The following is a 25,887-nucleotide window of genomic DNA, read 5'->3' as shown; positions in this document are numbered from 1 at the left end:
AACTAATGCGACGTTTCGAGAGTTTTTTGGAAACTGGCATTGAAGGCTTTTTTAATCGCAAATTGGCTAGCCAACTACAGCCGGCTGAATTGTTGCTGACGCTGCTTAAACGCTTGGAAGAAGAACAGGCACAGGGCTTTTTATTAGAAGAAATTCATATTGAATTGTCCCAGGAAGATTACGAACAGCTGCAAAAGCCCCAGAAATCAATTCCCGAAGGGATAACGGCCTGGTTATCCAGGCGCCTTTGGGAGGAGGCTGGCGAAAGAAGCCTGGAAGTTGAGCGTGACATGCCCATCTTTTTGGATTCGGTTGATACGTTGTCTTCCGGGATTTTTAAGGTGATTGTGCAAAAAGCCCCTAAAGCAGAGGCGCAAGAGGAAGAAGGCTGCACTAGGGTCTTTCAGGCTCTTTCCGGAGAAGCGCTGCTAGCACCTAGAAAAAACGCTTCGAGCTTTGCTTCTTTGTGCATTCATGAGGGGCCTGGCGCAGGCAAGCGCTATCTGTGCGCTGATGGCCGCGTTAATATGGGGCGGCGGGAGCAAAATGAAATTCCGCTGGAAGATCGTAATGCCAGTCGCTTGCACGCTTATGTCCAGTGGGAAGATAATCGTCATATTCTTTATGACGCTAAAAGCCTTAACGGCACTTTTGTGAACGGCCATCGCATTATGAGGCAAGTTTTGGAACCTGACGATTTAGTTCGCATCGGTCATACGGTGCTGCGTTATGAGGTGGAAAACAATGACCGCTAATCTGCCTTCGTGGCTGAAATTTGATTGGCAATCGCTGTTTCAACCGTCTGTTTGGGGCGCTTTATTTTCGACGCTGCTGCAATACGCCTTGCTTTTTTTGCTGCTAATTTTCTTATTTCGGCTGCTTCGCCTGATGGGGGAGCTGGTACGAGGCAGCAGACTTCGTGCGGGTGTTCCTACTGGAAAAGAAAAATCGTTTTCCGGCGGAGCAAAATTACGGGTTGTTGATGATGCACAGCAGCTTCTTGGACAAACGGTATTTCCTGTTCGGGCGTCGCTTTCCATCGGACGAGGCGAGCATAATGATATTGTTGTCAATGATCCTTTTGTCTCGTATGAGCATTCTTCTATTACCCGTTACCCGGAAGGACGCTATGTGTTAACTGATTTAGGCAGTACGAATCAAACTCGTGTGAACGAGCAAGCCGCACAAGGAGATGTGGTATTGCAAACAGGAGACCGGATTCAGGTTGGTTCCGTGGTCTTCCAATTTGAGAGGTGAGCAAGACGTGAAGGCTTTTGGCAACAGCGATATCGGACTTGTACGGGAAAAAAACGAAGACAGTTTGCTGGTAAGCGCTCCTCTTTTTGCCGTAGCCGACGGCATGGGGGGACATGCGGCGGGAGAAATCGCCAGCCAACTGGCGTTGAATTCGTTTCAAGAATTTTTGAATCAAGATCAAGGAAATAACTCTTGGCCGGATAAACTGACTGCCGCCGCTTGCGCCGCGAATGAAGCAGTGTATCAAGAAGCGCGCAAGCGTGAACGGCTGGCTGGCATGGGTACGACGCTGAGCGCTGTCTATTTAGAGGGAGTTCATGCTTACTGGCTTCATATAGGAGACAGCCGTCTATATCTGTATCGGGCGGAACAACTGCAGCAAATCACGACCGATCATTCCTTGGTCTGGGAGCTGGTACGCGCCGGCAGCATCAGCGCTGAAGAAGCGAGACATCATCCGCGTCGTAATGTCCTGACCAAGGCATTGGGAACACAGGAAAAAATTGAAGCCGATGTAGGTGTGCTGGAGTTGCAAGAAGGCGACTACCTGCTTCTATGCAGCGACGGTCTCAGCGGCTTAGTTGATGAGAAGCAGCTGCAGCAATTGCTGATAGAACATAAACATGAACCCTTAAAAACTCTCGTGGATCGAATGATCGCCGCGGCCAACCATGCGGGCGGCCATGACAACATCAGCGCTATTTTAGTGGAAGTCGGACAGGTTGATGCGTCATGAAGCGATTAATGGAGGCCGAAAGCCGGTTGTTGCTACTCAATGCTCTATTCTTACTTTGCGGTTTTCTTCTGCTCAGCCTATACTGGCCAGACGGTAAAACAAAGCTGCCGCAATTGCTGGGGCTCGGTGTAGCGGTATCAGGCGCTTTTTTTCTTTCCCAGCGTTTCTTGCGCTACTGGGAAGCGTTGTATCTTGTCTTTCCTGCATTTTTATGCTCGATGGGCTTGATTTTATTAGGCCGTCTTAAGCCAGTCTTAGTTACTTCTCAAGCCGTCTGGATTGGCTGCGGGCTGGCGGCGTTTTTTCTGGCGCGTTATAGCTTTCAAAAGATTCATATATGGAAGCGCTACAAATATACCTGCGGTCTGATCGGCGTGGTTTTACTGGTATCTGCGGTGATTTTCGGCGTGGATATCAACGGGCATCGCAGTTGGGTGGTTTTGGGACCCATTCGATTTCAACCGGCAGAGTTTGCCAGATTGTTTTTAATTATCTTTTTTGCCGCGTATTTATCGGAACGGCGTGAACTGCTTTGCCAAGACTTCGTTCGCATCGGTCCCTTTCGTTTGCCAAGGGGACGTTTTATTGCGCCTGTGCTTTGCGTATGGCTGATGTCCATGCTGGTGCTGGTGGTGGAACGCGATTTAGGATCAGCCTTGCTCTATTACAGCATTGCTTTAGTTATGTTATATTGGGCCAGCGGCAAATGGGACTGGTTAATAGTGGGTTTTGCTTTGTTCCTGCTAGGCTCGGTCGCCTGCTATACTTTTTACGAGCACATTCAGACGAGGGTGGATATTTGGCTGGATCCTTGGGCGGATGCGACCGGGCGCGGGTATCAGATTGTGCAATCCTTGTTTGCCTTAGGGTGGGGACACATTTTGGGAACCGGTCTTTTTCTGGGCTATCCCGCGATGATTCCCGAAGTGCATACCGACTTTATTTTTGCCGCTATTGGCGAAGAATGGGGCTTGGTTGGCGCTGGAGGCGTGTTGTGCGTCTATCTGTTGCTGATTTTTCGAGCTTTTTGGACGGTGCGCGGCTCAAGAGAGCCTTTTGTGCTGCTCTTGGGAGGCGGCTTAGCTTTCAATATGGCCATACAGGTGCTGCTCATTTTAGCCGGTGTTATCAAGGCATTTCCGCTTACAGGAATAACGCTGCCTTTTTTAAGCTATGGCGGCAGTTCCATGGTTTCTAATTTTTTGCTTTTAGGCATTTTGGCCGCTCTATCGGAAAGGAGCGGCAATCATGATGAATGATGATTTGTTTCGAATGATCCGTAATACGTTTTTCTTTTTGTTTTTTTTGTTTTTGCTGCTTTTAGGGCGCTTGGCTTATGTGCAGTTGTTTCAGGCGGATGAATTATCCGCACATCCTTTAAACCGCCGCGGCGGTGAAACTCAGTTGGAGGAACGCGGACGTATTCTGGACCGTCACGGTGAAGTTCTGGCGGAATCAAGGCGTCAGGATGACGGCTCTTGGTACCGGTATTACCCTTATGGCGCGGTTACGGCCCATGCAGTCGGCTATACGCATCCGCGCTATGGACAAAGCGGGGCGGAACTACAGTATGCCAACGAGCTGTCAGGGCATATGACGTCTGATCGTCGTTGGGAAGGTCTTTTAAAAGCTATGCAGCACGGCGGGGCGCTGGGGAATGATGTGCGTTTAACAGTGGACGCCCGTTTGCAGGAAGCGGCTTATGAAGCTTTGGGCAATCGTCGGGGCAGCGTGGTGTTGCTAGATGCTCAGAGCGGTGAAATCCTTGTTATGGTCAGCCGACCTGCCTATAATCCGAATCGACTGGATGCACAATGGAGTTCGCTGCAAAATCAAGAAGAGACGCCGCTTTTAAATCGGGCTCAGTATGGACAATATCCGCCCGGATCGATTTTTAAAACCGTCACCGCTTACGAGGCGTTGGCTTCCGGCAAGGCTACAGCCAATACGACGTTTCAATGCGATGGTCATTTGCGAATTGGCAGCGATTACGAAATGACCGAAGCCAATGGCAAAGCGCATGGTAAATTAACGTTGCGCCAAGCGATGGCGGAGTCTTGTAATGTAGCCTTTGGTTCTCTGGCTCTATCATTAGGGCGTGACGGTATGCGTCAGGCATTGGAGCATCAGGGCTTTTTGAGGCCTCTCGGGGGCTCATTAGAGGAAAATGCGCCAAGGACGCCGAATTTCTCACAATTGACGCCTGGAGAACTGGCGCAGACCGGGATCGGTCAAGGCGATTTGGTAGTAACGCCGCTGCGGATGGCTATGCTGGCCGCTGGTTACAGCAACCAGGGATTACTGCCGCAGCCGCGGCTGCTATCGCAGATTATTGCACGCAATGGCTTGCCCCTGTCTTTTGTTACAGACAAGGTTTGGCTGACGCTAGAACAGCGCGCAGCTGCGGAGGAAGTGCGGCGGATGATGCTGCTGACGGTTCAAGACGGAACCGGCGGCGCAGCGGCTGTTAGCGGCCTGGTTGTAGGCGGCAAGACGGGTACGGCTGAAAACCCTCATGGAAAACCGCATGCATGGTTTATGGGTTTTGCCCAAGAAGGCAAAAGAACCGTGGCCATTGCTGTAATCGTAGAAAACGGCGGCAGCGGCGGCGCTGTTGCTGCACCGATAGCGCGACAAGTATTTCGCGCTGCATTTCGCTAAGGAGGTGGAGCTTCAATGGTGAACCGCATACTGGCTCATCGTTATAAACTGTTGGAGAAAATTGGCGGCGGCGGCATGGCTACAGTCTACCGCGCTCAGGACGATCTTTTGGAACGTCCGGTTGCTGTCAAGGTGCTGCATCAGCAATTTACTCATGATCAGGAATTTATCAGCCGCTTTCGCAGGGAAGCGCAGGCGGCGGCCAAACTGTCCCATCCAAACATCGTCAATATGTATGATGTGGGATGCGACCAAGATACTCATTATATTGTTATGGAATACGTTTCAGGCGGAACGCTGAAAGAAGAAATTCAGCAGCATGCGCCGCTGCCGTTAGCGCAAGCGCTGCAAGTGGCGTCCAATATTGCCGAAGCTCTTGATCACGCCCATCAACATCAATTGGTACACTGTGATATTAAGCCGCATAATATTTTGCTTCAGCCGGGCGGCCGAGTAAAGGTGACGGATTTTGGCATTGCTCGTGCGGTCACTTCGACAACGATGAGCCATACCGGGACGGTATTTGGTTCGGTACATTACTTTTCGCCGGAGCAGGCAAAAGGGCTGCCGGTCAGTGCGCAGTCGGATATTTATTCCTTGGGCGTTGTTTTATATGAAATGCTTACAGGCACCCTGCCTTTTCAAGGAGAATCGCCAGTAGCCATCGCCTTGCAGCATTTGCAGCAGGAGCCGGATTCTCCGGGCTTGCGTCGCGAAGACTTGCCTCCCATGGTGGAAGCCATTGTTCTGAAGGCTTTGCGCAAAGTGCCATCGGAACGCTACCAAAGCGCCGGTCATATGCTGGCTGACTTACGGCTGGCCTTAGGGCTTTTGGAACGGGACGGAGATCGTCCTGCCGATGAATTTGCTACTCAACTGCTGACGCCGATGGACTGGCAGGGGCCGCAGGATCGTTCTGCCACCATTAAACAAGATTTGGGCGCCTTGCATCGGAATGAGACGATGCGATTGAAGCGCGGTTTTGCGGAAGCGTCGGGCAAACCGCCGAATAAGAAGCGAACGCCCTATCTGATTTTTGCGCTGGTGATGCTGCTGTTGATTGGCTTTGGTACGGGAGCTTTTATGGCTTACGGGAAATTCTGGAGCAGCAGCGAAGTTACTGTTCCTAGTGTAGTTGGACAACAAGCGGATGTAGCGAAGAACGCTCTTTTGAATTTGAATCTCCGCGTCAGCATTTCTGAATCGTACGATCCTAAGGTTCCTCCGGGACAAGTCATTTCGCAGTATCCGGAGGCGGGAGCGGTTGTTAAAGAACAGCGCATGGTTACTCTTCTTGTCAGCAAAGGCGGTGATATGGCCATTGTTCCTGATTTGAGAGGTTTATCCCGCAGCGACGCCGAGCTGCAGCTTCGCAATGCCGGCCTTGTAGTAGGGCGTATCACCGAACAAGCCAGTAATGATGTGCCGGCTGGCTCGGTTGTTTCGCAAAATCCGCGTCCGCCGGCGCAGGTAGCCAAAAATACGCCTGTGGATATTGTAGTTAGCAAAGGCGATGATAAAAAGAAAATCAGCGTGCCGGATATTCGAGGACTTTCCGTTCCTGATGCTACGGCGAAGCTGAGCGCCCTTAAATTATCTTTAGGTAAAGTAGCTGAAGAAAGCGGCTCTTCCGGAGTCATTACATCGCAAAATCCGGCTCCTGGAAGCGAGACTTCTGAGGGAAGTTATATTGATGTAACATTAGGACGAAGCGGGGGAGGCAGCCATCGTAGCGCCGTGCAGTTTACCGTGCCTAGCGGGCCGCAGCGACAAGCCGTACAAATTGCGGTAACAGATAGCGGCGGTCGGCGCATTGTATACGAAAGCGTGCATAAACCGGGAGACCGGGTTGAGAAAACCGTAGAGGGAAGCGGCTCTATGAAGGTGCAAATCTATGTTAATGGTAATTTGCTGCAGGAACAGACTCCGTAGTGTGTAAAAGGATGAGGAGGGCTTGATGAAGGGCATCGTAGTTAAGGCCTATAATAGTTATTACTATGTGCAGGCGGAAGACGGCAGGGAGGTCCCCTGCCGCTTAAGGGGGAAATTTAAAAAAGGACGCTTTTCTCTCTTAGTGGGCGATCATGTTATATTCCAGGATGTACCGGAAGACGGCAGCGGTGTTATCGAAGAAATTCTACCGCGCCGCAACTGCTTGATTCGTCCGCCTGTAGCCAACGTAGATCAAGTGGTGCTTGTCTTTGCGGCCACCAATCCGGCGCCGAGTCCAGTTTTAATTGACCGTTTTCTTGTGCTCTGCGAGCATGCTGGATTTTCGCCGCTCTTGTGCTTTAACAAAGTGGACGACCCGGATATTGAGCAGGATGTACAGCAGCTATATGATTTATATGCAAGACAAGTGGGGTATCGAGTCTTTGCCCTTTCGGCGCAAAGCGGCTATGGCCTGGAGGCGTTGATGGGATGTCTGCAAGGCCGCATTACCGCGTTTGCCGGTCCTTCGGGCGTGGGAAAATCTACGCTGCTTAATCGTCTTTACCCAGGCTTCTCACTGGAAACAGGCGGGCTGAGCCGGAAAATTTCCCGAGGCCGCCATACCACGCGTTTTGCCATGTTGCTTCCCCTTGAGGATCGAAGCGGCTATGTAGTAGATACGCCAGGTTTCAGTCAAACTGAGTTTGCGCAGATTGGCGAGCGAGAACTAGAGTCTTGCTTTCCAGAATTGCAGCCCTATATTGGGCAATGCCGTTTTAATGGCTGCCTTCATCTGGCGGAACCGGATTGTGCAGTGAAACAGGCTGTAGCGGACGGCTCCATTGCCGCTTGTCGCTATGAATCGTATCAGCAAATTATGGGCCAAATTCGCGAGGCCAAGAAGGGATATTGATAATTATGAAGCAAAAGGTGCGTATCGCTCCATCGATATTGTCCGCCGACTTTTCCAAGTTAGGCGAGGAAGTAGCGGCCATTGAAGCGGCCGGGGCGGACTGGGTTCATATTGATGTAATGGACGGTCATTTTGTACCGAATCTGACTTTTGGCGCGCCTGTCGTCTCGTGTCTGCGAAAAGTGACGAAAATGCCTTTTGACGTGCATCTCATGGTGGAAGCGCCACAAAATTATATAGCCGACTTTGCTAAGGCTGGCGCCGATATTTTGACGGTGCATCTGGAGACGGCGCCGCATTTGCATCGGGTCATACAAGCGATCAAAGAAGCAGGACTGAAAGCGGCGGTTTCTCTTAATCCCAGTACGCCGTTGTGCTTGCTAGAGGAAATTCTGCCTGAATTGGACATGGTGCTCTTGATGAGCGTCAATCCTGGTTTTGGCGGCCAAGCGTTCATTCCTTCCAGTCTGGAGAAGGTTCGCAAACTACGACAAATGTTGAATGAAAAAGGACTCACGACTGATATTCAAGTGGACGGCGGCGTAACGCCGGACAATGCGGCTCAGTTGATTGCAGCCGGAGCTACGATATTGGTAGCCGGTTCCGCTGTATATAAGGCGCCGGACATGGCAAATGCGATTCATTCTCTACGTGGGGCTTGATTCTTAACGCATTTGGTGGTACCATAAGACAAGAAAACTTTATAGAGGCCTTTGGGGCAAGGTGAGAAGGAATTTCCTTCAATTCCTGACCGGCGGTTGAGCCCGCGAGCCATTTTGGCAGATCCGGTTGCATTCCGGAGCCGACAGTATAGTCTGGATGAGAAAAGGCGATGATTTCCAGGAAAGAAGACATGATTTCTTTCCCGGATTGTTCTCTGCGCTCAAAGGTCGTAGCCGGGTTTCCGGTTTGCGGCCTTTTTCTGTGCGGAAGCGCCGGAGGAGGGATTTATTTGCGAGATGAAGAATACATGCGCCATGCGCTGACGCTGGCTTCTTACGCCAGGGGCCGCACAAGTCCCAACCCGATGGTCGGAGCGGTACTTGTGCGCGACGGCGAGATTGTGGGGCAAGGCTGGCATCGTCAGGCCGGTACGCCGCATGCGGAAATTCACGCGTTACGGCAAGCCGGAGATTTAGCAAAGGGAGCTACCCTGTATGTGACGTTGGAACCTTGCTGTCACCAAGGACGGACAGGGCCTTGTACGGAGGCGATTATTCAAGCCGGCGTTCGCAGGGTGGTCATGGCTATGACCGATCCTAATCCACTTGTAGCAGGCTGCGGCAGTCAGCGTTTGCGCGAGGCGGGCGTAGAAGTGGAAGAAGGACTGCTTTCTTGTGAAGCGGCGCTTTTAAATGAAGTGTTCATTAAAGGCATTTCTACAGGCATGCCTTTTGTAGTCATGAAGGCGGCGATGACGCTGGATGGTAAAATTGCCTCTCATACCGGTCATTCCCGTTGGATTACCGGCGAAGCGGCGCGGCTGGAAGTACACCGGCTGCGCAATGAATATGACGCCATTTTAGTAGGCGTAGGCACGGCTATTGCCGACAATCCGCAGTTGACGACGCGGTTGCCTGAGGGAGGACGCAATCCGATCCGTATTATTCTTGATTCCAAAGGGCGGTTGCCGCTGAATTCCAAAATGCTTTGCGACGGCGAAGCTCCTACCTGGATCGCGGTGACACAAGCAGCCTCGCAAGAGCGGATTGCCGCGCTGCAGGAGCGAGCGGACGTTATGGTGCTGCCTGCAGACGAACGAGGCGGCGTTGATATCCGCGCTTTGTGCCGATACTTGCGGCAAGAGCGGCAATTGACAAGCGTGTTTGTAGAAGGCGGTTCTGCGGTACACGGTTCTTTTTTGAATGCTGGCGTTGTAGATAAGGTGCACTTTTTTATGGCGCCTAAGCTGATTGGCGGCTGCGAGGCTCCGGGACCGATTGGCGGTCAAGGCTGCTCGTTGATGGATCAGGCAGTGCCTTTAGAAGAGTTAACTGTACAACATATAGGCGAAGACTTATGGATTAGCGCATATGTCGCCACGAGGGAGGGCCGCGATGTTTACCGGACTTGTGGAAGAATTGGGTAAAATTAAATCCATTACCAAAGGGACTAAGTCGGCGAGACTGACGATTGAAGGACAGGTTGTATTGCAGGACGTAAAACTGGGAGACAGTATTGCGGTTAACGGCACTTGTCTGACAGTTGTGGAATATACACAGCGCTCTTTTACGGCGGATGTTATGCCAGAGACAGTCAAAAGCACGGTTTTAGCGGAACTTAAACCTGGGGATGCGGTAAATCTGGAGCGTACGCTGCGCCTCGGAGATCGCTTGGGCGGTCATATTGTGAGCGGTCATGTCGATGGTGTTGGCGTGATTCGCAGCAAGGAGCGCAGCGATAATGCGATAGTGGTTACCATTGAAGCGCCGCCGCAGGTGATGCGCTATATCATTGCCAAAGGATCTATTGCTATTGATGGTACCAGTTTGACGATTGTTGACTATGGAACTGACTGGTTTAGCGTTTCCTTAATTCCCCATACAGCATCGTTAACAACCGTAGGGCTAAAAGAAACCGGCAGCAAAGTCAATCTTGAGGCCGATGTGCTTGGCAAGTATGTGGCAAAGCTATTGGGTTTGCAAAATGGTGATGAAAAAAAGCAAGCGTCATCTGGATTAACGATGGAATTTTTACAGCAACATGGGTTTGGCGGATAAGCGGAGGAGGAAAAAAGATGGATATTCATTTCAATACAGTAGAAGAAGCCATTGAAGACATTCGGGCAGGAAAAATTGTGGTGGTTGTCGATGATGAAGACAGAGAGAATGAAGGCGACCTACTGATGGCGGCTGAAAAGGTCACGCCTGAAGCCATTAACTTTATGGCGACCTATGGACGCGGGCTTATCTGCATGCCTGTGCATGGGGCGCGTTTAGACGAATTAGGGATTTGCGCCATGGTTTCCGAAAATACGGATAACCATTGCACTGCCTTTACGGTTTCTATTGACGCCGTGGAGACGACAACAGGCATCTCTGCTCCGGAACGGGCGCAGACGGTACTCAAAGTTCTTGATCCGGCTACCAAACCGGAGGATTTGCGGCGCCCCGGGCATATTTTCCCGTTGAGGGCCGTTTCCGGCGGCGTGCTGCGTCGAGCAGGCCATACCGAAGCGGCAGTTGATTTTGCGCAAATGGCAGGATTGTATCCGGCCGGCGTAATTTGTGAAATCATGAATGAAGACGGTACCATGGCTAGAACGCCTCAACTTATGGAATTCGTACAAAAGCATGGTTTGAAAATTGTTACCATCGCCGATATGATTCGATATCGTAAAAAGAATGAAGTTTTCGTGGAGCGCGTAGCAGAAGTGAAAATGCCGACTAAGTATGGCGAGTTTCAATTGATTGCTTACGAAAGCTCACTGGATCAGCAGTGCCACTTAGCGTTGGTCAAAGGGGATATTAAAGGTAAAGAGAATGTGCTTGTAAGAGTACATTCCGAGTGCCTTACAGGAGACGTACTCGGTTCGCTGCGCTGCGATTGCGGCGATCAGCTCGGGGCTGCGATGAAAGCCATTGAAGCCGCGGGTGAAGGCGTGCTGCTGTATATGCGCCAAGAGGGTCGCGGTATTGGTTTGGCTAATAAAATGAGAGCCTATGCCCTGCAGGATCAAGGTAAAGATACAGTGGAAGCGAATCTGCTTTTAGGTTTTAAAGCTGACGAACGCGACTATGGCGTAGGGGCGCAAATTTTGTCCGATTTGGGTCTTAGCAGCATGCGGCTACTAACCAATAATCCCCGTAAACGAGTGGGCCTTGAAGGTTACGGCCTAACTATTACTGAGCGAGTTCCTTTGGAGATTCACTCCAATCCTTTTAATAAACGCTATTTGTCAGTGAAAAAAGCAAAATTGGGGCATATGCTCAAACAATTTCAAACGAAAGAGGAGGCACAATCATGAAGACAATAGAAGGACAGCTTTCCGCACAAGGACTACGGGTAGGTATTGTAGTAGCCAGGTTTAATGAATTTATTAACTCTAAATTGCTTGCAGGAGCTTTAGACGCTTTAAAACGCCATGGCGCTGATGAAGACGCTGTTGACGTAGCTTGGGTTCCGGGGGCCTTTGAAATCCCAATGGTTGCGCAAAAAATGGCTGAAAGCAAAAAATATGATGCTATTATTTGCCTGGGAACGGTGATCCGCGGTAGCACCAGCCATTATGATTATGTTTGCGCTGAAGTTTCTAAAGGTGTAGCTCATGTGGGACTTGCCAGCGGCGTACCGACCATGTTTGGCGTACTGACAACCGATACCATTGAACAGGCCATTGAGCGTTCAGGAACTAAAGCCGGCAACAAAGGCTTTGATGCGGCTATGGCTGCCATGGAAATGGCTAATTTACTCAAAGCTATTTAAGCATGTAATATGCGTTGTATATGGCATAGGAAGGGAAGGAAGGGAGAGACCCTTTCCTTCCCTTCCGTGCCCCTAACGGAAGGGAGGAATTGATATGAAAATTGGCATAGTTAGCGATACTCACGGTTGTGTGCATACCTGGCGTAACGTGTTTTCTTATTTACAGGATGCCGATTTGATTCTTCATGCTGGCGATGTACTCTATCATGGTCCGCGTAATACAATTCCTGCTGAGTATCAGCCGGCGGAATTGGTGAAAGAATTGAATGCTTGTCCGGTGCCGATAGTGTTTGCTGCTGGCAATTGTGATGCAGAAGTAGACGGCATGGTGCTGGAAGCGCCGATTCAAAATCCTTTTGCTTTTGTCCAGTGGGAAGGAATACGTATTTTGCTTTCTCATGGACATAGGCAATCGATTGCGGAAAAAGAAGCGCTGGCAAAAAAGTATAAAGTGCAGCTATTTATTGAAGGGCATACGCATTTGCCGGTGCTGGAGAAAAAAGAATCTTGCGTTTTTTTGAATCCAGGGTCTCCGTGCATGCCGAAAACAGTGGAAAAACGCGGTACTTTTGCTGTATTGGAAAATGGCAGCCTTTCGATTCGGTATGTGGACTCAGGAGAAATTTATCAGACCATGGCTTTGTAAGCCGGAAAGGAACCAGAAAAAGTTATGACAGATTATTTATTGCGAGCGACCGCCGGAGGCATTCGTCTTTTTGCGGCAGTAACGACGGAACTGACAGAGGAAGCCAGACGTCGCCATCAATTGTCTCCGTTAGCTACGGCCGCATTGGGACGCTTGATGACAGGCGGCTTGCTTTTGGCGGCCAAACTAAAAACCAACGAAGCCATTACCGTGCGTGTGCAAGGAGACGGTCCGTTGGGCGAGTTAGTGGCTGATGCTTATGGCAATGGCACTGTTCGCGGTTATGTGACTCATCCGCAGGCGGATCTTCCTTTAAACGAGCAAGGTAAACTGCCGGTAGGGGCTGGCGTAGGTCAGGGGCAGTTGTTTGTGACCCGGTTTACTAATTTGAAGCAGCCTTTTACGGGTACCAGTCCTTTGGTGAGCGGCGAAATCGCGGAAGACATTACCGAGTATTTGTATATTTCGGAACAGACGCCTTCTAGTGTAGCTTTGGGCGTGCGTATCCAGACGGACTTAAAAGTGGAAGCGGCAGGAGGTTTTTTTGTAGAGCCGATGCCAGAAGCGACGGATGAGGAAATTTCCCAATTAGAAGAAAATCTGCGCAAGTTGCCGCCGGTATCGACAGTGCTGCTTGAAGAGGATGGAGCAGAAAAATTACTACAAGCATTAACGGCGGGTTTGCCTTTGAAAATTCATGACCGCCAGGAACTGCTCTTTTCCTGCCCTTGCTCGCGGGAAAAAGTAGAAGCTATGCTTATTAGTTTAGGTGCTGAAGAATTGGCGGCAATGGAACAAGAGGGTACAACCGAGATAGTCTGCCATTTTTGCACGGAAAAATATAACTTTGATAGCAAGTCTTTAGCCGCATTGCGCCTTGAAGCGCTGGGGGATGAAGACGGAGATAACTGCGAATAAAAAAATAAAAGCGGAGCTGGATAATCCAGCTCCGCTTTTATTTAAGGCAACAATCGCTTAGATAGCGCGTTGCACCTTTCCGGAACGTAAGCAACGAGTACAAACGTTGACCCGTTTAATGTCTCCGTTTACTACAGCTCGCACACGTTGAATGTTGGGTTTCCAGGTGCGCTTGGTTTTCAAGTGGGAGTGGCTGACGTTGAAGCCGCTAACTTCACCCTTGGAGCAAATTTCGCAAACATTGGCCATCGTTTCCACCTCCTTTATGTCAAGAGACAAAATTTCTATAGCTATCTATAACAAAAATATTGTAGCACAGAGGATGGTTCATTGCAAGATGTGCGCTTGATAAAAATCCTCGTCGCGTCTGGGCGAAATATGATAAGATAAGAGAAGTGAAACGATATGGAAAGAGAAGGATGGAAATGGGGAAAATCATAGGGTGGTTTGTAGTCGCAGCCATGGCGGCTGGCGTTTATTTATGGCAGCCTGAATTTTTTCAGCATGCTTACGGAATTATCGAAACTGGCGACATTGCGGCTTTAGCGGAATATTTACGTTCTTTTGGTACAGCTACGGCAGTGTTAGTGACGCTGGCTTTGTTTGTGGTAATGACATTTACCATTGTATTTCCATTTATGATTTTGTCAGGAGCGGCTGGCATTGTTTTTGGCCTTTACTGGGGAATTTTGCTTTCCTGGGTTGGCGAAGTTTTGGGCGCTGTGGTTATGTTTGTGTTTGCTCGTTATTTTTTTCGGGATATGGTAGCGGGTTGGATCTCGAAAAGTCCGTATTTAAAGCAGGTAGACGCGTATAGTGCTAAAAATGGCTTCAAAGCGCTTCTTGCGGCCAGGCTTTTACCATTGGCTCCGTCCGGCATTATTACAGCAGTCGCTGCTATCAGCGCTATGTCGGTACGCGATTTTTTCTTGGCTACTGTCATCGGCAAGTTGCCGCCGGTAGTTATAAAGGTCTTATTAGGTCATGATTTAGCGTTTGCAGGCGAGAACATGGGGCGTCTTATTGCGGTTATTTTGCTTGTCGTAGCAGTATACGGAGCGTTGTGGTGGCGCAAGCGCCGGCAAAGAAAAGCGGAACAGGAAAAGGATATTACTGTTCCACGGCGAATAGAATAATCTATATTTGCTGATAACATTCGGCAAAATTAGCAGAGGAGGGTTTTATAATGCCTATCGTACAAATCGATCTGATTGAAGGACGTACAGTTGAACAAAAACGGGAACTGGTCAAACGGGTAACGGAGGCCATTTCCGAGACCGCTGCTTGTCCTACTTCGGCAGTAACCATCATCATGCGGGATATGCCGAAAGAAAATTTGGGCCAAGGCGGTAAATTGCGGGCCGATCAATAAAATCGCTGTGAGCGTAAGAAAAGGCCTTTTCTGCCAGAAAGGGCCTTTTCTTTAATATACATATATGCAAGGAGAACGTGGTCAATGAGTACAAATTCACGCTGGCAAGTAGCCAAAAAAATGGAAAAAACATGTATAGCCGCTTTGGAAGAAATGCTGGCCCCTGGGGCATCAGCGCAAGAATTGGAAATTTGGAGGCATTGTCAAGCGATTCAAGAGCAATACCTGCAATGGCTGACAAGTGCAGAACGTTCGATTCTTCCGGAGGTTGAGGTTGAACCGTTGGTCGAACGGCAACGGATTTGGGAGAAAATATCGCAAGGTCAGACTCAAGAGAAAACAGGAACGGATTATTTTTGGCTGGGACGTTTATGGCAATATCTAGCTTGGCTGGAACGATTGGAAAGTTTATATAAGCAGCTGGCTGCTCATACTATTTTCCCGCTAGAGCAAATTTTTTTCAAGAATTTGGCCCATGGTCAATGGTTATTGCATCGTCGCTTAAGTGCGCTGGCACAGCAGCAGCATAACTTGTTATGGGAAGAGCTTGGCTTTGCGCCGTTTGAAAAGCTATAATAGGGTAGTTTATTTGAGAAATTTTACATTCCGTCCGATAATTTATACTTATCGGACGGAATATTTGCGTTTAAAATAGGGGTTTTATTTCTTACCTTTTACATCATGATTCAGTGTAATTTCATTTCTACTACTCTACTACTGCTTCGTTCGTTGCCTCTAAAAATTAATGTGTTGAACTATAAAAAGCACCGTTTGCGGCTATTGAAGCTTCGTAAACGGTGCTTTTGCAAGAAACGGCATAAGAATACTCAAATTTGCAGTAAGAGCTAACGTATAACGCTGCTATTTCCGACTCGCTATTTAAATGAGAATTAATTGAGAATAACTTGGCTTTCGAGATTTTTTGGGTTCTTAACCTATTTTCTTAGCCAAACGCATGCCGTTTAGCGTGACCAGCAAGGAAGCCCCTGTATCGGCTAAGATCGCCAGCCAAAGGTTCACAACCCCCAAAAAAGTTCCTGCGACAAACAAGAGTTTTATGGCAATGGAGAAAGTAACATTTTGCTTGATGATCGCTACTGTTTTACGACTGAGTTTTATGATATAAGCCAGCTTGCTTAAGTCGTCGGACATAAGCGCGATATCGGCTGTTTCCAGCGCGCTGTCCGAACCAGCTACCCCCATAGCAATTCCTACATCCGCTGTAGCTAAAGCCGGAGCATCGTTTACCCCGTCTCCTACCATGGCTACGCGGCCGTATTTGCTAGAAAGTTGTTTTAGCGCCATCGCTTTCTCTTCTGGAAGTAATTCACTGTAAACTGCGTCAATCTTGAGTTCTGTCGCAATAGTTTTAGCTACGCGCTCATTGTCGCCGGTAAGCATAGCTATAGTACGAACTCCAGCGGTGCGGAGTTCGCTCAAGGATGCGCTGCTTTCTTCACGCAAAGTATCAGCTACCGCTAGAACTCCCAGCACTTTTTGACGGGTACCTACCAGCATGGCGGTTTTTCCTTGTTCCTCCAGTCTAGTTAAGCGAGGCTCATCCGCAGCGATAACGCAGCCTATTTCTTCGAACAAACGCCGGCTGCCTACATAAATAGTTTGTTCGCCTATATTCGCTTGCGCCCCACGGCCAGGTAGCGCTTGGAAATTACTTATGCTTGGCAGCGGCGTATCTTTCGCATAGGAGACGATTGCTTTAGCTAAAGGGTGCTCTGACCACTTTTCTACCGCCGCTGCCAAAGCGAGAAGTTCATCTTGGGGAATGCCGTTTAAAGGAATAATATCTGTTACAACTGGCTTCCCTGAAGTAAGCGTTCCGGTTTTGTCAAAGGCGATGGCTTCAACGCTCCCCATATGTTCTAAATGAGCGCCGCCTTTAATCAATACGCCGTGGCGTGAGGCATTGCCAATGGCTGAGACAATCGATACAGGAGTAGAGATAACCAAAGCGCAAGGGCAGGAAATAACCAGCAATACTAAGGCTTTGTAAAACCAAACAGCAAAAGGTTCTCCAAAGAACAGTGTGGGAATGGCGATGAAACTTAATGCTGCGATAATGACTACCGGCGTGTAGTATTTGGCAAAGACATCTACAAATTGCTGCATAGGCGCTTTTTTCGTTTGCGCCTCCTCTACCATGTGCATGATTTTTGCCAGCGTGGAATCTGTTGCTAGTTTGGTTACGGTAATTTCTAATGCGCCGTTTTCATTAACCGTACCGGCATAGACAATATCTCCAGGCTGTTTTTCAACAGGAATGGATTCCCCGGTAATGGAAGCCTGATTTACTGAAGAAACGCCGTTTGTCACCGTTCCATCCATAGCAATACGCTCCCCTGGTTTTACGAGAATGACATCGTTTATGGCAATTTCTTCTACCTCTAACTGGAGTTCTTGACCGTTCCTACGCACCAGTGCTTCACGCGGAGCCAAGTCCATCAAAGCGCGAATGGAGTTTCTTGTTTTATCCAGCGTATACGCCTGCAAAGCATTACCCAAGGAAAACAAGAACACAACCATGGCGCCTTCGCCCCATTCTCGGATTGCAACGGCTCCGACAGCAGCTATGGTCATGAGAAAGTTAGTGTCCATAGTAAAACTTTTCAGTCCGTAAAGGCCGCTTTTGGCTACATGGTAGCCGCCTAGAATCATCGCGGCCATATAAAGCGGCATAAGCACCTCTTCACCAGCTCCGCTCCATTCCAGTATGACAGCCGGCAGAAGAAACGCGCCTGACAGAATGGTTGCCACTGTTTTTGGTTTGCGCCACCAGGAAGGACTTGGGGTATCGGCACTGCGACGGTTCAATCCGTCTTTAAAAGCTTGATAGCCTGCTTGCTCTATGGCTTTGATAATTTCAGCAACGGCTAAAGAGTGTTCTACAGTCAGTTTTCCTGCGCCAAAGTTTACTGTAGCCGTCTGGACTCCAGCTAAAGCGTTGATCTTTTTCTCCAGTTTTGCAGCGCAGTCAGCGCAGTCCATGCCTTCAATACGAAACACATCGGTTGTGTCTATATTCACTATAGCCTTCTTAATTGGAAACTCTGCTGTTTCATGAGTTGCTTCATGACAACAGGAACAACTGCATTCTTTATCCAATCTATTCACCTCCAGTTTGTCTTCTGGACGTTCATTACGTATGGCTGACATGCTCTAGACCTCGTTTCATGAGATCTACGACGTGATCATCATCTAATGAATACCAGGCAGACTTGCCTTCTCTGCGATATTTTACCAATCTGGCGCTGCGTAATACGCGCAATTGATGGGAAATGGCGGACTGTCCCATAGAGAGTGCAGCAGCTATATCACAGACGCACATCTCTTGTTGTGCTAATACGCACAAAATTTTGAGCCGCGTGGCGTCCCCTAGGATTTTAAAGGTTTCTACTAGTCGTAATATCGTTGTGTCTGACAGCATTCCAGCTTTGGCACAGCCAATTCGTTCAGGATGCTCGCAATGCTCTTCGCATATGTCACATATTGCTTCTTTCATAACCTTCACCTCCATGTATAAACACAAACATATGAATATGTGTTCACATATATAATAAATCTTTATGGACTCCTTTGTCAACTCTCATGGCATGTATTACAATAGATACAACAGTTTGCTAGAATGATTGTAACAAGATGGTCACATTTTAAGGTCTTGTTCTATGGTATAATCAAGAGAGTTTTAATGATAGTGCTTGATTTTGGAGGTGTGTTCGAATGGCTTCTTCTTTATCGTCGTCTATTGTGTTGCGCCCTTGGCGCCGTGGCAAGTACTCCGAGCAGGCTGTTCGTTATATGACCTCCTCCAAGGCCGTTAATACGATAAGGGCGTATCAAAGCGATTGGGATGATTTTTCCTATTGGTGCCGACACCATGGATATATGGAACTTCCTGCTACGCCGGAAACGCTTGTAGAGTATTTCAGCTATTTGGCTGACTTTATCAAAGCAAATACCGTTTCTCGAAAGGCAACCGCTATTTCTGAAGCTCATAAAGCGGCTGGATATCCATCACCGACGCTTTCGGCGGATGTGCGGATGACTCTCCAGGGCATACGTAAATCTAAAGGAACCTTTCAGCAAGGAAAACTGCCGGTTATGTGGTCCGATTTAGCACAAGTTGCAGATGTATTCGACCCTACGCCGTTGGGAATTCGCAATCGGGCTTTGATTTTATTTGGTTTTGCCGGCGCTTTCCGACGTTCGGAGTTGGTTGCGTTGGATGTGGAAGATTTAACTTTTTTTCCTGAAGGTGTCAAAGTGTTTTTAGGCAGGGCCAAAAATGACCCAGACGGCAAAGGGCAATATAAAGGGATTTCGTATCGCCGTCAGCGCCCAGAGGTTTGTCCTGTGCGCGCCATTAAAGCCTGGCTTGATATTTCGGGAATTACCAGCGGGCCTCTTTTTCGTTCTTTAACTAAAAATGGCGGCATTCGTCAGCAGCGCCTTTCGGATAAAGCAGTTGCCAGAACGGTCAAAGAATTCGCGGAACGTACCGGCGCTGATCCGCAGCGCTACGCAGGGCACAGCCTGCGCAGAGGCTTTGCTACTTCTGCCGCTCTGGCGGGAGCCAGAGAACGGCATATTATGAAACAAACCGGACATCATAGCGATAAAATGGTCCGTCGTTATATTGAAGAAAGCGAGATTTTTTCTTTCGACAATATGGCCTTAATGGAAAAAGCGGATGGAACTAGAAAAGGGAGTGATGATTATGAATGAACAATTATTGGATTTGATAAAAAGCCGTCGCAGTACGCGCAAATTTACGGCGGAAAAAGTGTCTCGCACTGATTTAGAAACGATCTTGGAGGCAGGCCGTTGGGCCCCTAGCGGTCATAATCAACAGTCTTGGTTTTTTACGGTTATTAGCGATACGAATATGTTTGCAGAGTTGAATCAACGTTTTCGTGAGGCTGCACAACATTCATCAGAGGCATTTATTCATAAATTGCTGGCTAAAAAGGATTTTGATATTTTCTACCACGCCCCTGTCGCTATTTTAGTTTCCGCCAAGGAAGATGCGATTATGACGGAGGCTAACTGCGCTGCGGCTACGCAAAATATGCTTTTAACGGCGGAAAGTTTAGGCTTAGGAAGCTGTTGGATTGGTTTTGCCGGCTTCCCTTTTATCAATGGTCAAGGAAAAGATTTGTGTGAAAAACTAGCTGTTCCCGAAGGTTTCCGTCCTCTTTACGCAGTTGTTCTAGGACATAAGCAGTTGCAAAACAAAGAAGTGCGCGGACCAAAACGTAAAGAGAATTGGGTTTACTACCATTCTTTTTCCGGTGAATGACGATGAGATGGCAAGCCAATGCAGCTTTGCTTGTGACCGCCGGTATTTGGGGACTTGCCTTTGTGGCGCAACGAGTGGGCATGGAATATCTCGAACCGTTTACTTTTAATGGTATTCGCTTTTTGCTAGGAGCGTTGTCCTTGCTGCCGCTCTTATGGTGGCAGCAACATCGCAAAACTGTAGTTGAAAAAAGAACAGCTTCTTTTCGCGTCTTTGGAATCGGCGTAATAGCTGGTTTAATTTTGTTTTTAGCAGCATCATTGCAGCAAATCGGCATTGTTGACACAACGGCCGGTAAAGCGGCTTTTGTAACTAGCTTGTACATTGTCCTTGTTCCTTTAAGCGGCGTTCTTTTGGGACAGCGTGTGGAAGTTTCTTTGTGGCTGGGGTGTTTACTATCTCTTTTGGGTTTGTATTTTCTTTGTATTCGTGAAGATTTCACCTTGTCTTTTGGCGATTTTTTGGTTTTGGTTGGCGCAGTTTTTTGGACGATGCACATTTTGTGGATTGATCGTTTTGCCTCCCAAGTACAGGTGCTTTCTTTGGCTGTTTGGCAGTTTACGACCTGCGCGATCCTTTCTTTGCTTGTTGCTGTTTTTACGGAAACAATAACCCTGGCTGGAATACGAGGGGCGCTTTCTCCGATCTTATATGGCGGAATCGGCTCAGTAGGCATTGCTTATACATTGCAGATTGTCGGGCAGAAACGAGCGGAGCCCACACAGGCTTCGCTGATTCTAAGCTTAGAGACGGTTTTTGCCGCTATAGGCGGGTATTTTTTACTGCATGAATTTCTTACTTCTTGGGAACTTCTAGGGTGCGTGCTGATGATGATCGGCATGCTAGTAGCGCAAATACCATGGCTTGCTTGGCAAAATGGATTTAAGAGCGCTTGGGGCGTAAAAAAAGCGGAAATAAAATAAATGATCGATTTTGTAATAAAGTGTCATTCCTTGTAGGAACTGTGTTACTATAATAGTAGGAATTTTCGGGATGAATTGGCTGTTACTTTTGGAAAGAGGTGTTTTATGCAGTCTGACTGGAAAGAAGAACTTGTAACATTGTTGCAAAGCGAATGGCAAAAAGTGAAAAAAGACGGTGAAAATGAAAAAAATAATGAGTTTTTGCAAATTCAAGAAATGTTGCAACGTCTGGAAGGAAAAGTGGATCGCTTGAACGCCCGTCTCACTTCATTAGAACGGGAATCCCGCCGGAAATAAACCGGCCCCTGGCTTCACTTTTACTAGTATATGCTGCTCAATCCTACTTTTATACGAATACCTTTTGAAGCGTTAGGAACTGCTGTTTCAGTGGTTCCTTTGCTTTTATCCTGGATGGCTGGCAAGCTTTTCGGGAAATTCAAGAGGAGGTGTATTTATGAAAAAGTTTTTTTCTTGTATGGTGTTGACCCTTTGCATGTTGCTAGGATTTGGAATTGATGCGGTAAATGCAGGGGCGTTAACAGAGTCGGTCTCGCAGAATCTGAAAATTCAACAATGGCAGGGACACAATTTTACATTTATGTCCCTGCCGGATGACAAGCAGGCTGCTGGTTACAGCATTTTCAAGGCGGAAAACGCTAGTAGAGGCTTCCAGGGAGATGTTGCCGTACGTATCCCCTATGCTACACATGTAGGTAAACAAGCTGTTGTTACTGATGTGGTTCCCTTTGATGCCGGTTATGGCATAAGAGAGTATATGGTTTATTTGACTGTTGTAGATACCGGGGAAAAGCTAGTGGCTCGCAGTATGCGTTCGCAAGTAAATGGACTTGTTTTAACAGCCGATTTGAAAAATGCACGGAAACAATTTATGGGAAAAACTGTATATTCAAAATTAAGGGAGCTGCCTGGGTTAGCAACCGCTGGAAATCCAATGCCTCAAGCGGTTTCAGTCGGCATTGGCGCTCCAGTTGTGGTTACGGATGTGTATCCGGGCATTCAAATACAGGACCCAATTTGGCTGGTAGTAACTGCAGCAAATGGACAAAAAGCAGTTCTGCCGATGAACTACAGTTGGACTAATATGCCACAGGTATTTTGGAATGACCGTCCAGCCTGGCAAGACGATCTTTTCTTAGAAGATCCGCATAAAACCTTTAATTGGTCTTCTGATATGTGGAAACAAATTGAAACCGCTAATGTAACGGTTGGAATGTTTAAAGAACAAGTACGTCTTAGCTGGGGCGAAGCCTCAGATATGGAACAGGACGGCTTTGTTTGGATTTATGGAGATAAGAAACTGACTTTCAACGGAGATATCCTGATTTCTATTGCTACACGAAGCTAGTGATACCGCAAAGCGTACAGAAGCAACTGGTTCTGTACGCTTTTTTCTTTTTATAGCACCTTGCCTGTTGCTGAAGTTTTCGCTATCATAGATAAGGGAATGCCTAAATTTATTCATACAGGAGGAAAATGACTCATGACAGTGGAAAAACGGGAATTTCAAGCGGAAACGAAACAACTGCTGGAGCTGATGATTCACTCCATTTATACGAACCGGGATATTTTTCTGCGGGAACTGATTTCGAATGCTTCCGACGCCATCGACAAGCTGCGTTTTGAAGCGCTGACCAAGCCGGAGCTGCTGGAAGGAAATAATGAATTTGAAATTATGCTGCTGCCGGACGAAGCGTCCGGTACATTGACTATTGCGGATAACGGCATGGGCATGACTCATGATGAAGTCATTGAAAACATTGGCACCATCGCTAAGTCCGGCACCAAGGCGTTTTTGGCAGCCATGCAGGAAAAAGAAAACGCCGGCGGCGATACCAATCTGATCGGGCAGTTTGGGGTGGGCTTTTATTCGGCCTTTATGGTAGCGGATAAAGTAACCCTTTTAACCCGCGCTCCCGGTCAAGAAAAAGGCGTACGTTGGGAATCAATCGGCGACGGCACCTATACGCTGGAAGAATGTGAAAAAGAAGGCCGTGGTACGACGATCATTCTTTCCTTGAAAGAAGAACATCGCAAAGCCGAAGCCGAAAGCGAGCAATTTTTAAACAAGCACACCTTAGAGCGGCTGGTTAAAAAATACTCCGATTATATTCGCTTCCCCATTCGCATGAGCATGCCGGTTATGACGCCTCCCGCCGCCGAAGGCGAAGAGCCGCAAGAACCCAAGGAAGAAGTACGTGTTCTAAACTCCATGTCTCCTTTGTGGATGCGCAATAAAAATGAAATTAAGCCGGAAGAATATAATCAGCTCTACAAGCACCTTTTCCTAGACTGGCAGGATCCCATGGAGGTCATCCACTCTAAGGTGGAAGGCGCTGTGGAATATACGAGCGTGCTTTTTATTCCCTCTCATGCACCTTTTGATTTTTATCAGCGTGAAGTTACCACAGGCATTCGCCTTTATTCGAAAAACGTGTTCATTATGGATGACTGTCAGGATCTCTTGCCAGAGTACTTGCGCTTTGTAAAAGGCCTTGTGGACTCTCCTGACGTTTCTTTGAACATCTCCCGCGAAGTGCTACAGCAGAGCCTGCCTTTAAAGAAAATCGGCAAGAATCTGGAGAAGAGCCTCTTAAAAACATTGGAGCAAATGTGCAAAAAAGACCGGCCCAAATACGAAACCTTCTGGAAGGAATATGGCAAGGCCCTCAAAAGCGGCGTGTACTCTGATTTCTCCAATCGTGAGCGCCTACAGGACCTCCTCCTCTTCTCCACCTCTCGCAGCGAAGACGAGCTGACTACCCTAGCTGACTATGTGGAGCGCATGCCGGAAAAGCAAAGCGTTATCTACTACGCCGCAGGCAAAGACCGCACCGCTGTGGAGCGTCTGCCCCAGATGGAAATGCTGCGGGAAAAAGGCCTGGAAGTATTGTATCTCTTTGACCGGGTCGATGAGTTTGCCGTTGATGCGCTGAACAGCTACAAGGAAAAACAGTTCCGCTCCATCAGCCGCGGCGAGCTGCAGCTGGATGAGATGGAAGACGAAACCGAAAAGAAAAAAGAGCAGGAAGAATTAACTAAAGAAAATTCAACCTTGCTCGAAGCTATTAAAAAGCACCTGGAAGGAAAAGTGACCGAAGTCAAACTGAGCCATCGCTTAACCTCCAGCCCGGTTTGCCTGGTCAGCGACGCTCAAGGCATCAGCCTCTCGATGGAGCAAATTCTGGCGGATATGGACCAGAAAAACTCCTTTAAAGCCAGCCGCATTCTGGAACTCAATCCCAACCATGCGGTGTTCAAGGCCCTGCAAGCGCAGTTTACCGACGGTAGCACCACGCCTCTTTTTGGCGATTACTGCGAATTGCTTTACGGTCAAGCCCTTCTTCTAGAAGGCTTAGCTCCGGAAGATCCGGGCCGCTTTGCCCAATTAGTGGCTTCATTGATGGCCGCGCCGGCTGCTAAAGCGTAAGAACAAGACAAATGGAAAGCCCAGCCTGTTGTTTTGCACAATAGGCTGGGCTTTTTGGCGCAGTATTATGATAATGTCGCTTGGGTCGCTTTCATATTTTTATCAAAACACTCATACCGCCAGTAGTATCCATTTGTAGAGTTTTGATGAATTTGATCGCTTGTACCCTAAAAGAAAGATTATGACCAATTGTTTTTTCATAAGTTTGAATCAAGTTAACTGCTTGGTTCAAGTTAAACCTTTCTTTATGAAATCCGGTCATGCCAATAAGCAGTGTTTGCAGTATAGCGTAATGCAACGTTAAAATAATATATTCTTCGTAAATTTCAATAGGAGCTGTTATCCCGTTTTCTTGAGGTCCTAGCGGAAATAGTTTTTGAAAAGCACTGTTTACCAAATAATTTTCCAAAAGATATTCGTGGGACTTGAGAAAAGGCGCATAATATTGTTCCTTCGCTAGGATATATGCTTCCACCGCTTCGATATCAATAGTATAATCTTTTAAGCCAATTCCTTGCATAAAATCATGCATGCATTCTTGGAACCGTTCTCCTAAAAACTCTCCTTGCATCCGATAATTCAACAGCGCAGTAACTACTTGCAGCTGTGTTTCTAAATCCGTCTCAAACACATTCATGGCCTGACGGAAGTCATCATGTTGAATTTTGTCTCTAAAGTAAGAAAGTAAATACGGAATATCTTCATCGTAATATTCTTCTTGAACTTGAGTCAGGCGGCTGCAAAAAACGCTCAGTAGGCTTAAACGCTGCCATAGAAGATAGTCTCTGTTTTGCAATAATTCAATCACAAACTCGCGGATAGGCGAAAAATACGCATACGGTTTCAGTGCAATTTGGGAGGATGAGTGGATAGTGGCAACCGCTCGGGAGCGCAAAGTTGTAAGTTCGTCTTTTTTTATAAACTGCATAGGTTCTTTGTTCAATAAGATCAGTTGTGCGGCTTGAATGCAGGAAACACATAAAGATCGTTCGAGGACTCCATCTACTTGGTTAAAGGTTCGGGGATACGTTGAACAGGTTAGCGATAGTGCATCTTCTCCTAGTCGCTGTTGAATCAGGCAGAGGTGTTCTTGTGTTAAGAAAGGACATCTCTGCTGCTCTAACTTCATATAACCCTGAATGGAATTTCCTGGATCTCTATTGCAATCAAGATGCTTACTAAAAAGAGTTTTCAAATTTGGATCCTTACAGGACGTATATTGGCGGAGCGTAGCAGCATCAATAACGATATCCCATCCTGCGCAGCAAGTATCTTGGCATTCTTGTCCGTTGCAGGAAAAATGCTGAAAATATGTTGGTTCAAATACTTTTTCGAATTTCAA

The 25,887-nt window shown here is 47.8% G+C and carries 27 protein-coding genes and 1 riboswitch; of the genes, 23 read left to right on the top strand and 4 right to left on the bottom strand.

What is annotated here, in order from left to right; genetic code table 11:
* Positions 1–5 precede the first annotated feature (5 nt).
* The 14 genes from C508_RS0109025 to hslO all read left to right on the top strand — a co-directional run bounded on the left by C508_RS0109025 (position 6) and on the right by hslO (position 13,488).
* A complete protein-coding gene (locus C508_RS0109025) occupies positions 6–755 on the top strand; it encodes an FhaA domain-containing protein (protein WP_245257905.1) in 750 nt (249 codons plus the stop codon).
* A complete protein-coding gene (locus C508_RS19450; protein ID WP_018703231.1) occupies positions 745–1,257 on the top strand; it encodes an FHA domain-containing protein in 513 nt (170 codons plus the stop codon). The genes C508_RS0109025 and C508_RS19450 overlap by 11 nt, the downstream gene beginning before the upstream one ends.
* Positions 1,258–1,264: 7 nt before the next feature.
* Positions 1,265–1,993 (top strand): Stp1/IreP family PP2C-type Ser/Thr phosphatase, encoded by a 729-nt coding sequence (locus C508_RS0109015; protein WP_018703230.1) that lies wholly within the window; start codon positions 1,265–1,267, stop codon positions 1,991–1,993.
* Positions 1,990–3,252: an FtsW/RodA/SpoVE family cell cycle protein gene (locus C508_RS0109010; RefSeq protein ID WP_018703229.1), complete on the top strand. Its 1,263-nt coding sequence runs from the start codon at positions 1,990–1,992 to the stop codon at positions 3,250–3,252. The genes C508_RS0109015 and C508_RS0109010 overlap by 4 nt, the downstream gene beginning before the upstream one ends.
* Complete coding sequence (locus C508_RS0109005; protein ID WP_018703228.1) at positions 3,242–4,654, top strand: peptidoglycan D,D-transpeptidase FtsI family protein; 1,413 nt, start codon at positions 3,242–3,244, stop codon at positions 4,652–4,654. Before C508_RS0109010 ends, C508_RS0109005 begins: the two co-directional genes overlap by 11 nt.
* Positions 4,655–4,669: 15 nt before the next feature.
* Complete coding sequence (pknB, locus tag C508_RS0109000; protein ID WP_018703227.1) at positions 4,670–6,586, top strand: Stk1 family PASTA domain-containing Ser/Thr kinase; 1,917 nt, start codon at positions 4,670–4,672, stop codon at positions 6,584–6,586.
* Between the two features lie 25 nt (positions 6,587–6,611).
* The gene (gene rsgA / locus C508_RS0108995) at positions 6,612–7,499 is read left to right on the top strand and encodes a ribosome small subunit-dependent GTPase A (protein ID WP_018703226.1); all 888 of its coding nucleotides are present in this window, start codon (positions 6,612–6,614) and stop codon (positions 7,497–7,499) included.
* 5 nt (positions 7,500–7,504) lie between these two features.
* Positions 7,505–8,161, top strand: a complete 657-nt coding sequence (gene rpe / locus C508_RS0108990) for a ribulose-phosphate 3-epimerase (RefSeq protein ID WP_018703225.1) — start codon at positions 7,505–7,507, stop codon at positions 8,159–8,161.
* Between the two features lie 43 nt (positions 8,162–8,204).
* Positions 8,205–8,334: riboswitch (FMN riboswitch) on the top strand.
* Between the two features lie 135 nt (positions 8,335–8,469).
* Positions 8,470–9,588 carry a bifunctional diaminohydroxyphosphoribosylaminopyrimidine deaminase/5-amino-6-(5-phosphoribosylamino)uracil reductase RibD gene (ribD, locus tag C508_RS0108985; RefSeq protein WP_039797169.1) on the top strand — a complete coding sequence of 373 codons (1,119 nt, stop codon included), beginning with the start codon at positions 8,470–8,472 and terminating at the stop codon, positions 9,586–9,588.
* Positions 9,557–10,219: a riboflavin synthase gene (locus C508_RS0108980; protein WP_018703223.1), complete on the top strand. Its 663-nt coding sequence runs from the start codon at positions 9,557–9,559 to the stop codon at positions 10,217–10,219. The genes ribD and C508_RS0108980 overlap by 32 nt, the downstream gene beginning before the upstream one ends.
* Before the next feature lie 17 nt (positions 10,220–10,236).
* Positions 10,237–11,466 carry a bifunctional 3,4-dihydroxy-2-butanone-4-phosphate synthase/GTP cyclohydrolase II gene (locus tag C508_RS0108975; protein WP_018703222.1) on the top strand — a complete coding sequence of 410 codons (1,230 nt, stop codon included), beginning with the start codon at positions 10,237–10,239 and terminating at the stop codon, positions 11,464–11,466.
* A complete protein-coding gene (gene ribH, locus C508_RS0108970) occupies positions 11,460–11,924 on the top strand; it encodes a 6,7-dimethyl-8-ribityllumazine synthase (protein WP_026319449.1) in 465 nt (154 codons plus the stop codon). Before C508_RS0108975 ends, ribH begins: the two co-directional genes overlap by 7 nt.
* Positions 11,925–12,018: 94 nt before the next feature.
* On the top strand, positions 12,019–12,570 hold the full coding sequence (gene yfcE, locus C508_RS0108965; RefSeq protein WP_018703220.1) for a phosphodiesterase: 552 nt from the start codon (positions 12,019–12,021) through the stop codon (positions 12,568–12,570).
* Between the two features lie 24 nt (positions 12,571–12,594).
* Positions 12,595–13,488, top strand: coding sequence for an Hsp33 family molecular chaperone HslO (gene hslO, locus C508_RS0108960; RefSeq protein WP_018703219.1), 894 nt, complete (start codon positions 12,595–12,597; stop codon positions 13,486–13,488).
* 57 nt (positions 13,489–13,545) lie between these two features.
* On the opposite strand, the gene rpmB is transcribed toward hslO, so the two are convergent.
* Positions 13,546–13,737 carry a 50S ribosomal protein L28 gene (rpmB, locus tag C508_RS0108955; RefSeq protein ID WP_018703218.1) on the bottom strand — a complete coding sequence of 64 codons (192 nt, stop codon included), beginning with the start codon at positions 13,735–13,737 and terminating at the stop codon, positions 13,546–13,548.
* Between the two features lie 176 nt (positions 13,738–13,913).
* Between rpmB and C508_RS0108950 the strand changes: the two genes are divergently transcribed.
* From C508_RS0108950 to C508_RS0108940, 3 genes are all read left to right on the top strand, one after another.
* Positions 13,914–14,624, top strand: coding sequence for a TVP38/TMEM64 family protein (locus C508_RS0108950; protein WP_018703217.1), 711 nt, complete (start codon positions 13,914–13,916; stop codon positions 14,622–14,624).
* A gap of 50 nt (positions 14,625–14,674) precedes the next feature.
* Positions 14,675–14,860 carry a 4-oxalocrotonate tautomerase gene (locus C508_RS0108945; RefSeq protein ID WP_018703216.1) on the top strand — a complete coding sequence of 62 codons (186 nt, stop codon included), beginning with the start codon at positions 14,675–14,677 and terminating at the stop codon, positions 14,858–14,860.
* A gap of 84 nt (positions 14,861–14,944) precedes the next feature.
* Complete coding sequence (locus C508_RS0108940) at positions 14,945–15,436, top strand: hypothetical protein (RefSeq protein ID WP_018703215.1); 492 nt, start codon at positions 14,945–14,947, stop codon at positions 15,434–15,436.
* 354 nt (positions 15,437–15,790) lie between these two features.
* Here C508_RS0108940 and C508_RS0108935 read toward each other — a convergent pair whose 3' ends face one another.
* Both C508_RS0108935 and C508_RS0108930 read right to left on the bottom strand, forming a co-directional pair.
* The gene (locus C508_RS0108935; RefSeq protein WP_018703214.1) at positions 15,791–18,031 is read right to left on the bottom strand and encodes a heavy metal translocating P-type ATPase; all 2,241 of its coding nucleotides are present in this window, start codon (positions 18,029–18,031) and stop codon (positions 15,791–15,793) included.
* Entirely contained in the window at positions 18,015–18,377 is a 363-nt protein-coding gene (locus C508_RS0108930) for an ArsR/SmtB family transcription factor (protein WP_018703213.1), read from the bottom strand. The genes C508_RS0108935 and C508_RS0108930 overlap by 17 nt, the downstream gene beginning before the upstream one ends.
* A 218-nt stretch (positions 18,378–18,595) precedes the next feature.
* On the opposite strand from C508_RS0108930, the gene C508_RS0108925 reads away from it, so the two are divergent.
* The 6 genes from C508_RS0108925 (at position 18,596) to htpG (ending at position 24,545) form a co-directional block, all read left to right on the top strand.
* Positions 18,596–19,600: a site-specific integrase gene (locus C508_RS0108925; protein WP_018703212.1), complete on the top strand. Its 1,005-nt coding sequence runs from the start codon at positions 18,596–18,598 to the stop codon at positions 19,598–19,600.
* The gene (locus tag C508_RS0108920) at positions 19,593–20,174 is read left to right on the top strand and encodes a nitroreductase family protein (RefSeq protein WP_018703211.1); all 582 of its coding nucleotides are present in this window, start codon (positions 19,593–19,595) and stop codon (positions 20,172–20,174) included. The genes C508_RS0108925 and C508_RS0108920 overlap by 8 nt, the downstream gene beginning before the upstream one ends.
* Before the next feature lie 2 nt (positions 20,175–20,176).
* Complete coding sequence (locus tag C508_RS0108915; protein WP_156817602.1) at positions 20,177–21,097, top strand: DMT family transporter; 921 nt, start codon at positions 20,177–20,179, stop codon at positions 21,095–21,097.
* Positions 21,098–21,202: 105 nt separating this feature from the next.
* Positions 21,203–21,394, top strand: coding sequence for a hypothetical protein (locus tag C508_RS0108910; RefSeq protein WP_018703209.1), 192 nt, complete (start codon positions 21,203–21,205; stop codon positions 21,392–21,394).
* Between the two features lie 157 nt (positions 21,395–21,551).
* The gene (locus C508_RS0108905; protein WP_018703208.1) at positions 21,552–22,463 is read left to right on the top strand and encodes a hypothetical protein; all 912 of its coding nucleotides are present in this window, start codon (positions 21,552–21,554) and stop codon (positions 22,461–22,463) included.
* Positions 22,464–22,598: 135 nt separating this feature from the next.
* Complete coding sequence (gene htpG, locus C508_RS0108900) at positions 22,599–24,545, top strand: molecular chaperone HtpG (protein ID WP_018703207.1); 1,947 nt, start codon at positions 22,599–22,601, stop codon at positions 24,543–24,545.
* A gap of 91 nt (positions 24,546–24,636) precedes the next feature.
* On the opposite strand, the gene fliB is transcribed toward htpG, so the two are convergent.
* Positions 24,637–25,887: a flagellin lysine-N-methylase gene (gene fliB / locus C508_RS0108895; protein WP_018703206.1), complete on the bottom strand. Its 1,251-nt coding sequence runs from the start codon at positions 25,885–25,887 to the stop codon at positions 24,637–24,639.

Origin of the sequence: Anaeromusa acidaminophila DSM 3853, from assembly GCF_000374545.1 — a bacterium.
In the GTDB taxonomy this organism is placed as follows: Bacteria; Bacillota; Negativicutes; order Anaeromusales; family Anaeromusaceae; genus Anaeromusa; species Anaeromusa acidaminophila.
The sequence above is the reverse complement of the archived record's forward strand: the minus strand, read 5'-3'. Positions and strand labels throughout refer to the sequence as shown.

Bases quoted from the DNA above. Each gene is read 5' to 3' on its own strand.
- C508_RS0109025 (WP_245257905.1), top strand. From the start codon at position 6: ATGCGACGTTTCGAGAGTTTTTTGGAAACTGGCATTGAAGGCTTTTTT.
- C508_RS19450 (WP_018703231.1), top strand. From the start codon at position 745: ATGACCGCTAATCTGCCTTCGTGGCTGAAATTTGATTGGCAATCGCTG.
- C508_RS0109010 (WP_018703229.1), top strand. From the start codon at position 1,990: ATGAAGCGATTAATGGAGGCCGAAAGCCGGTTGTTGCTACTCAATGCT.
- C508_RS0109005 (WP_018703228.1), top strand. From the start codon at position 3,242: ATGATGAATGATGATTTGTTTCGAATGATCCGTAATACGTTTTTCTTT.
- pknB (WP_018703227.1), top strand. From the start codon at position 4,670: ATGGTGAACCGCATACTGGCTCATCGTTATAAACTGTTGGAGAAAATT.
- rsgA (WP_018703226.1), top strand. From the start codon at position 6,612: ATGAAGGGCATCGTAGTTAAGGCCTATAATAGTTATTACTATGTGCAG.
- rpe (WP_018703225.1), top strand. From the start codon at position 7,505: ATGAAGCAAAAGGTGCGTATCGCTCCATCGATATTGTCCGCCGACTTT.
- ribD (WP_039797169.1), top strand. From the start codon at position 8,470: ATGCGCCATGCGCTGACGCTGGCTTCTTACGCCAGGGGCCGCACAAGT.
- C508_RS0108980 (WP_018703223.1), top strand. From the start codon at position 9,557: ATGTTTACCGGACTTGTGGAAGAATTGGGTAAAATTAAATCCATTACC.
- C508_RS0108975 (WP_018703222.1), top strand. From the start codon at position 10,237: ATGGATATTCATTTCAATACAGTAGAAGAAGCCATTGAAGACATTCGG.
- yfcE (WP_018703220.1), top strand. From the start codon at position 12,019: ATGAAAATTGGCATAGTTAGCGATACTCACGGTTGTGTGCATACCTGG.
- hslO (WP_018703219.1), top strand. From the start codon at position 12,595: ATGACAGATTATTTATTGCGAGCGACCGCCGGAGGCATTCGTCTTTTT.
- rpmB (WP_018703218.1), bottom strand. From the start codon at position 13,737: ATGGCCAATGTTTGCGAAATTTGCTCCAAGGGTGAAGTTAGCGGCTTC.
- C508_RS0108950 (WP_018703217.1), top strand. From the start codon at position 13,914: ATGGGGAAAATCATAGGGTGGTTTGTAGTCGCAGCCATGGCGGCTGGC.
- C508_RS0108945 (WP_018703216.1), top strand. From the start codon at position 14,675: ATGCCTATCGTACAAATCGATCTGATTGAAGGACGTACAGTTGAACAA.
- C508_RS0108940 (WP_018703215.1), top strand. From the start codon at position 14,945: ATGAGTACAAATTCACGCTGGCAAGTAGCCAAAAAAATGGAAAAAACA.
- C508_RS0108935 (WP_018703214.1), bottom strand. From the start codon at position 18,031: ATGTCAGCCATACGTAATGAACGTCCAGAAGACAAACTGGAGGTGAAT.
- C508_RS0108930 (WP_018703213.1), bottom strand. From the start codon at position 18,377: ATGAAAGAAGCAATATGTGACATATGCGAAGAGCATTGCGAGCATCCT.
- C508_RS0108925 (WP_018703212.1), top strand. From the start codon at position 18,596: ATGGCTTCTTCTTTATCGTCGTCTATTGTGTTGCGCCCTTGGCGCCGT.
- C508_RS0108920 (WP_018703211.1), top strand. From the start codon at position 19,593: ATGAATGAACAATTATTGGATTTGATAAAAAGCCGTCGCAGTACGCGC.
- C508_RS0108915 (WP_156817602.1), top strand. From the start codon at position 20,177: ATGAGATGGCAAGCCAATGCAGCTTTGCTTGTGACCGCCGGTATTTGG.
- C508_RS0108910 (WP_018703209.1), top strand. From the start codon at position 21,203: ATGCAGTCTGACTGGAAAGAAGAACTTGTAACATTGTTGCAAAGCGAA.
- C508_RS0108905 (WP_018703208.1), top strand. From the start codon at position 21,552: ATGAAAAAGTTTTTTTCTTGTATGGTGTTGACCCTTTGCATGTTGCTA.
- htpG (WP_018703207.1), top strand. From the start codon at position 22,599: ATGACAGTGGAAAAACGGGAATTTCAAGCGGAAACGAAACAACTGCTG.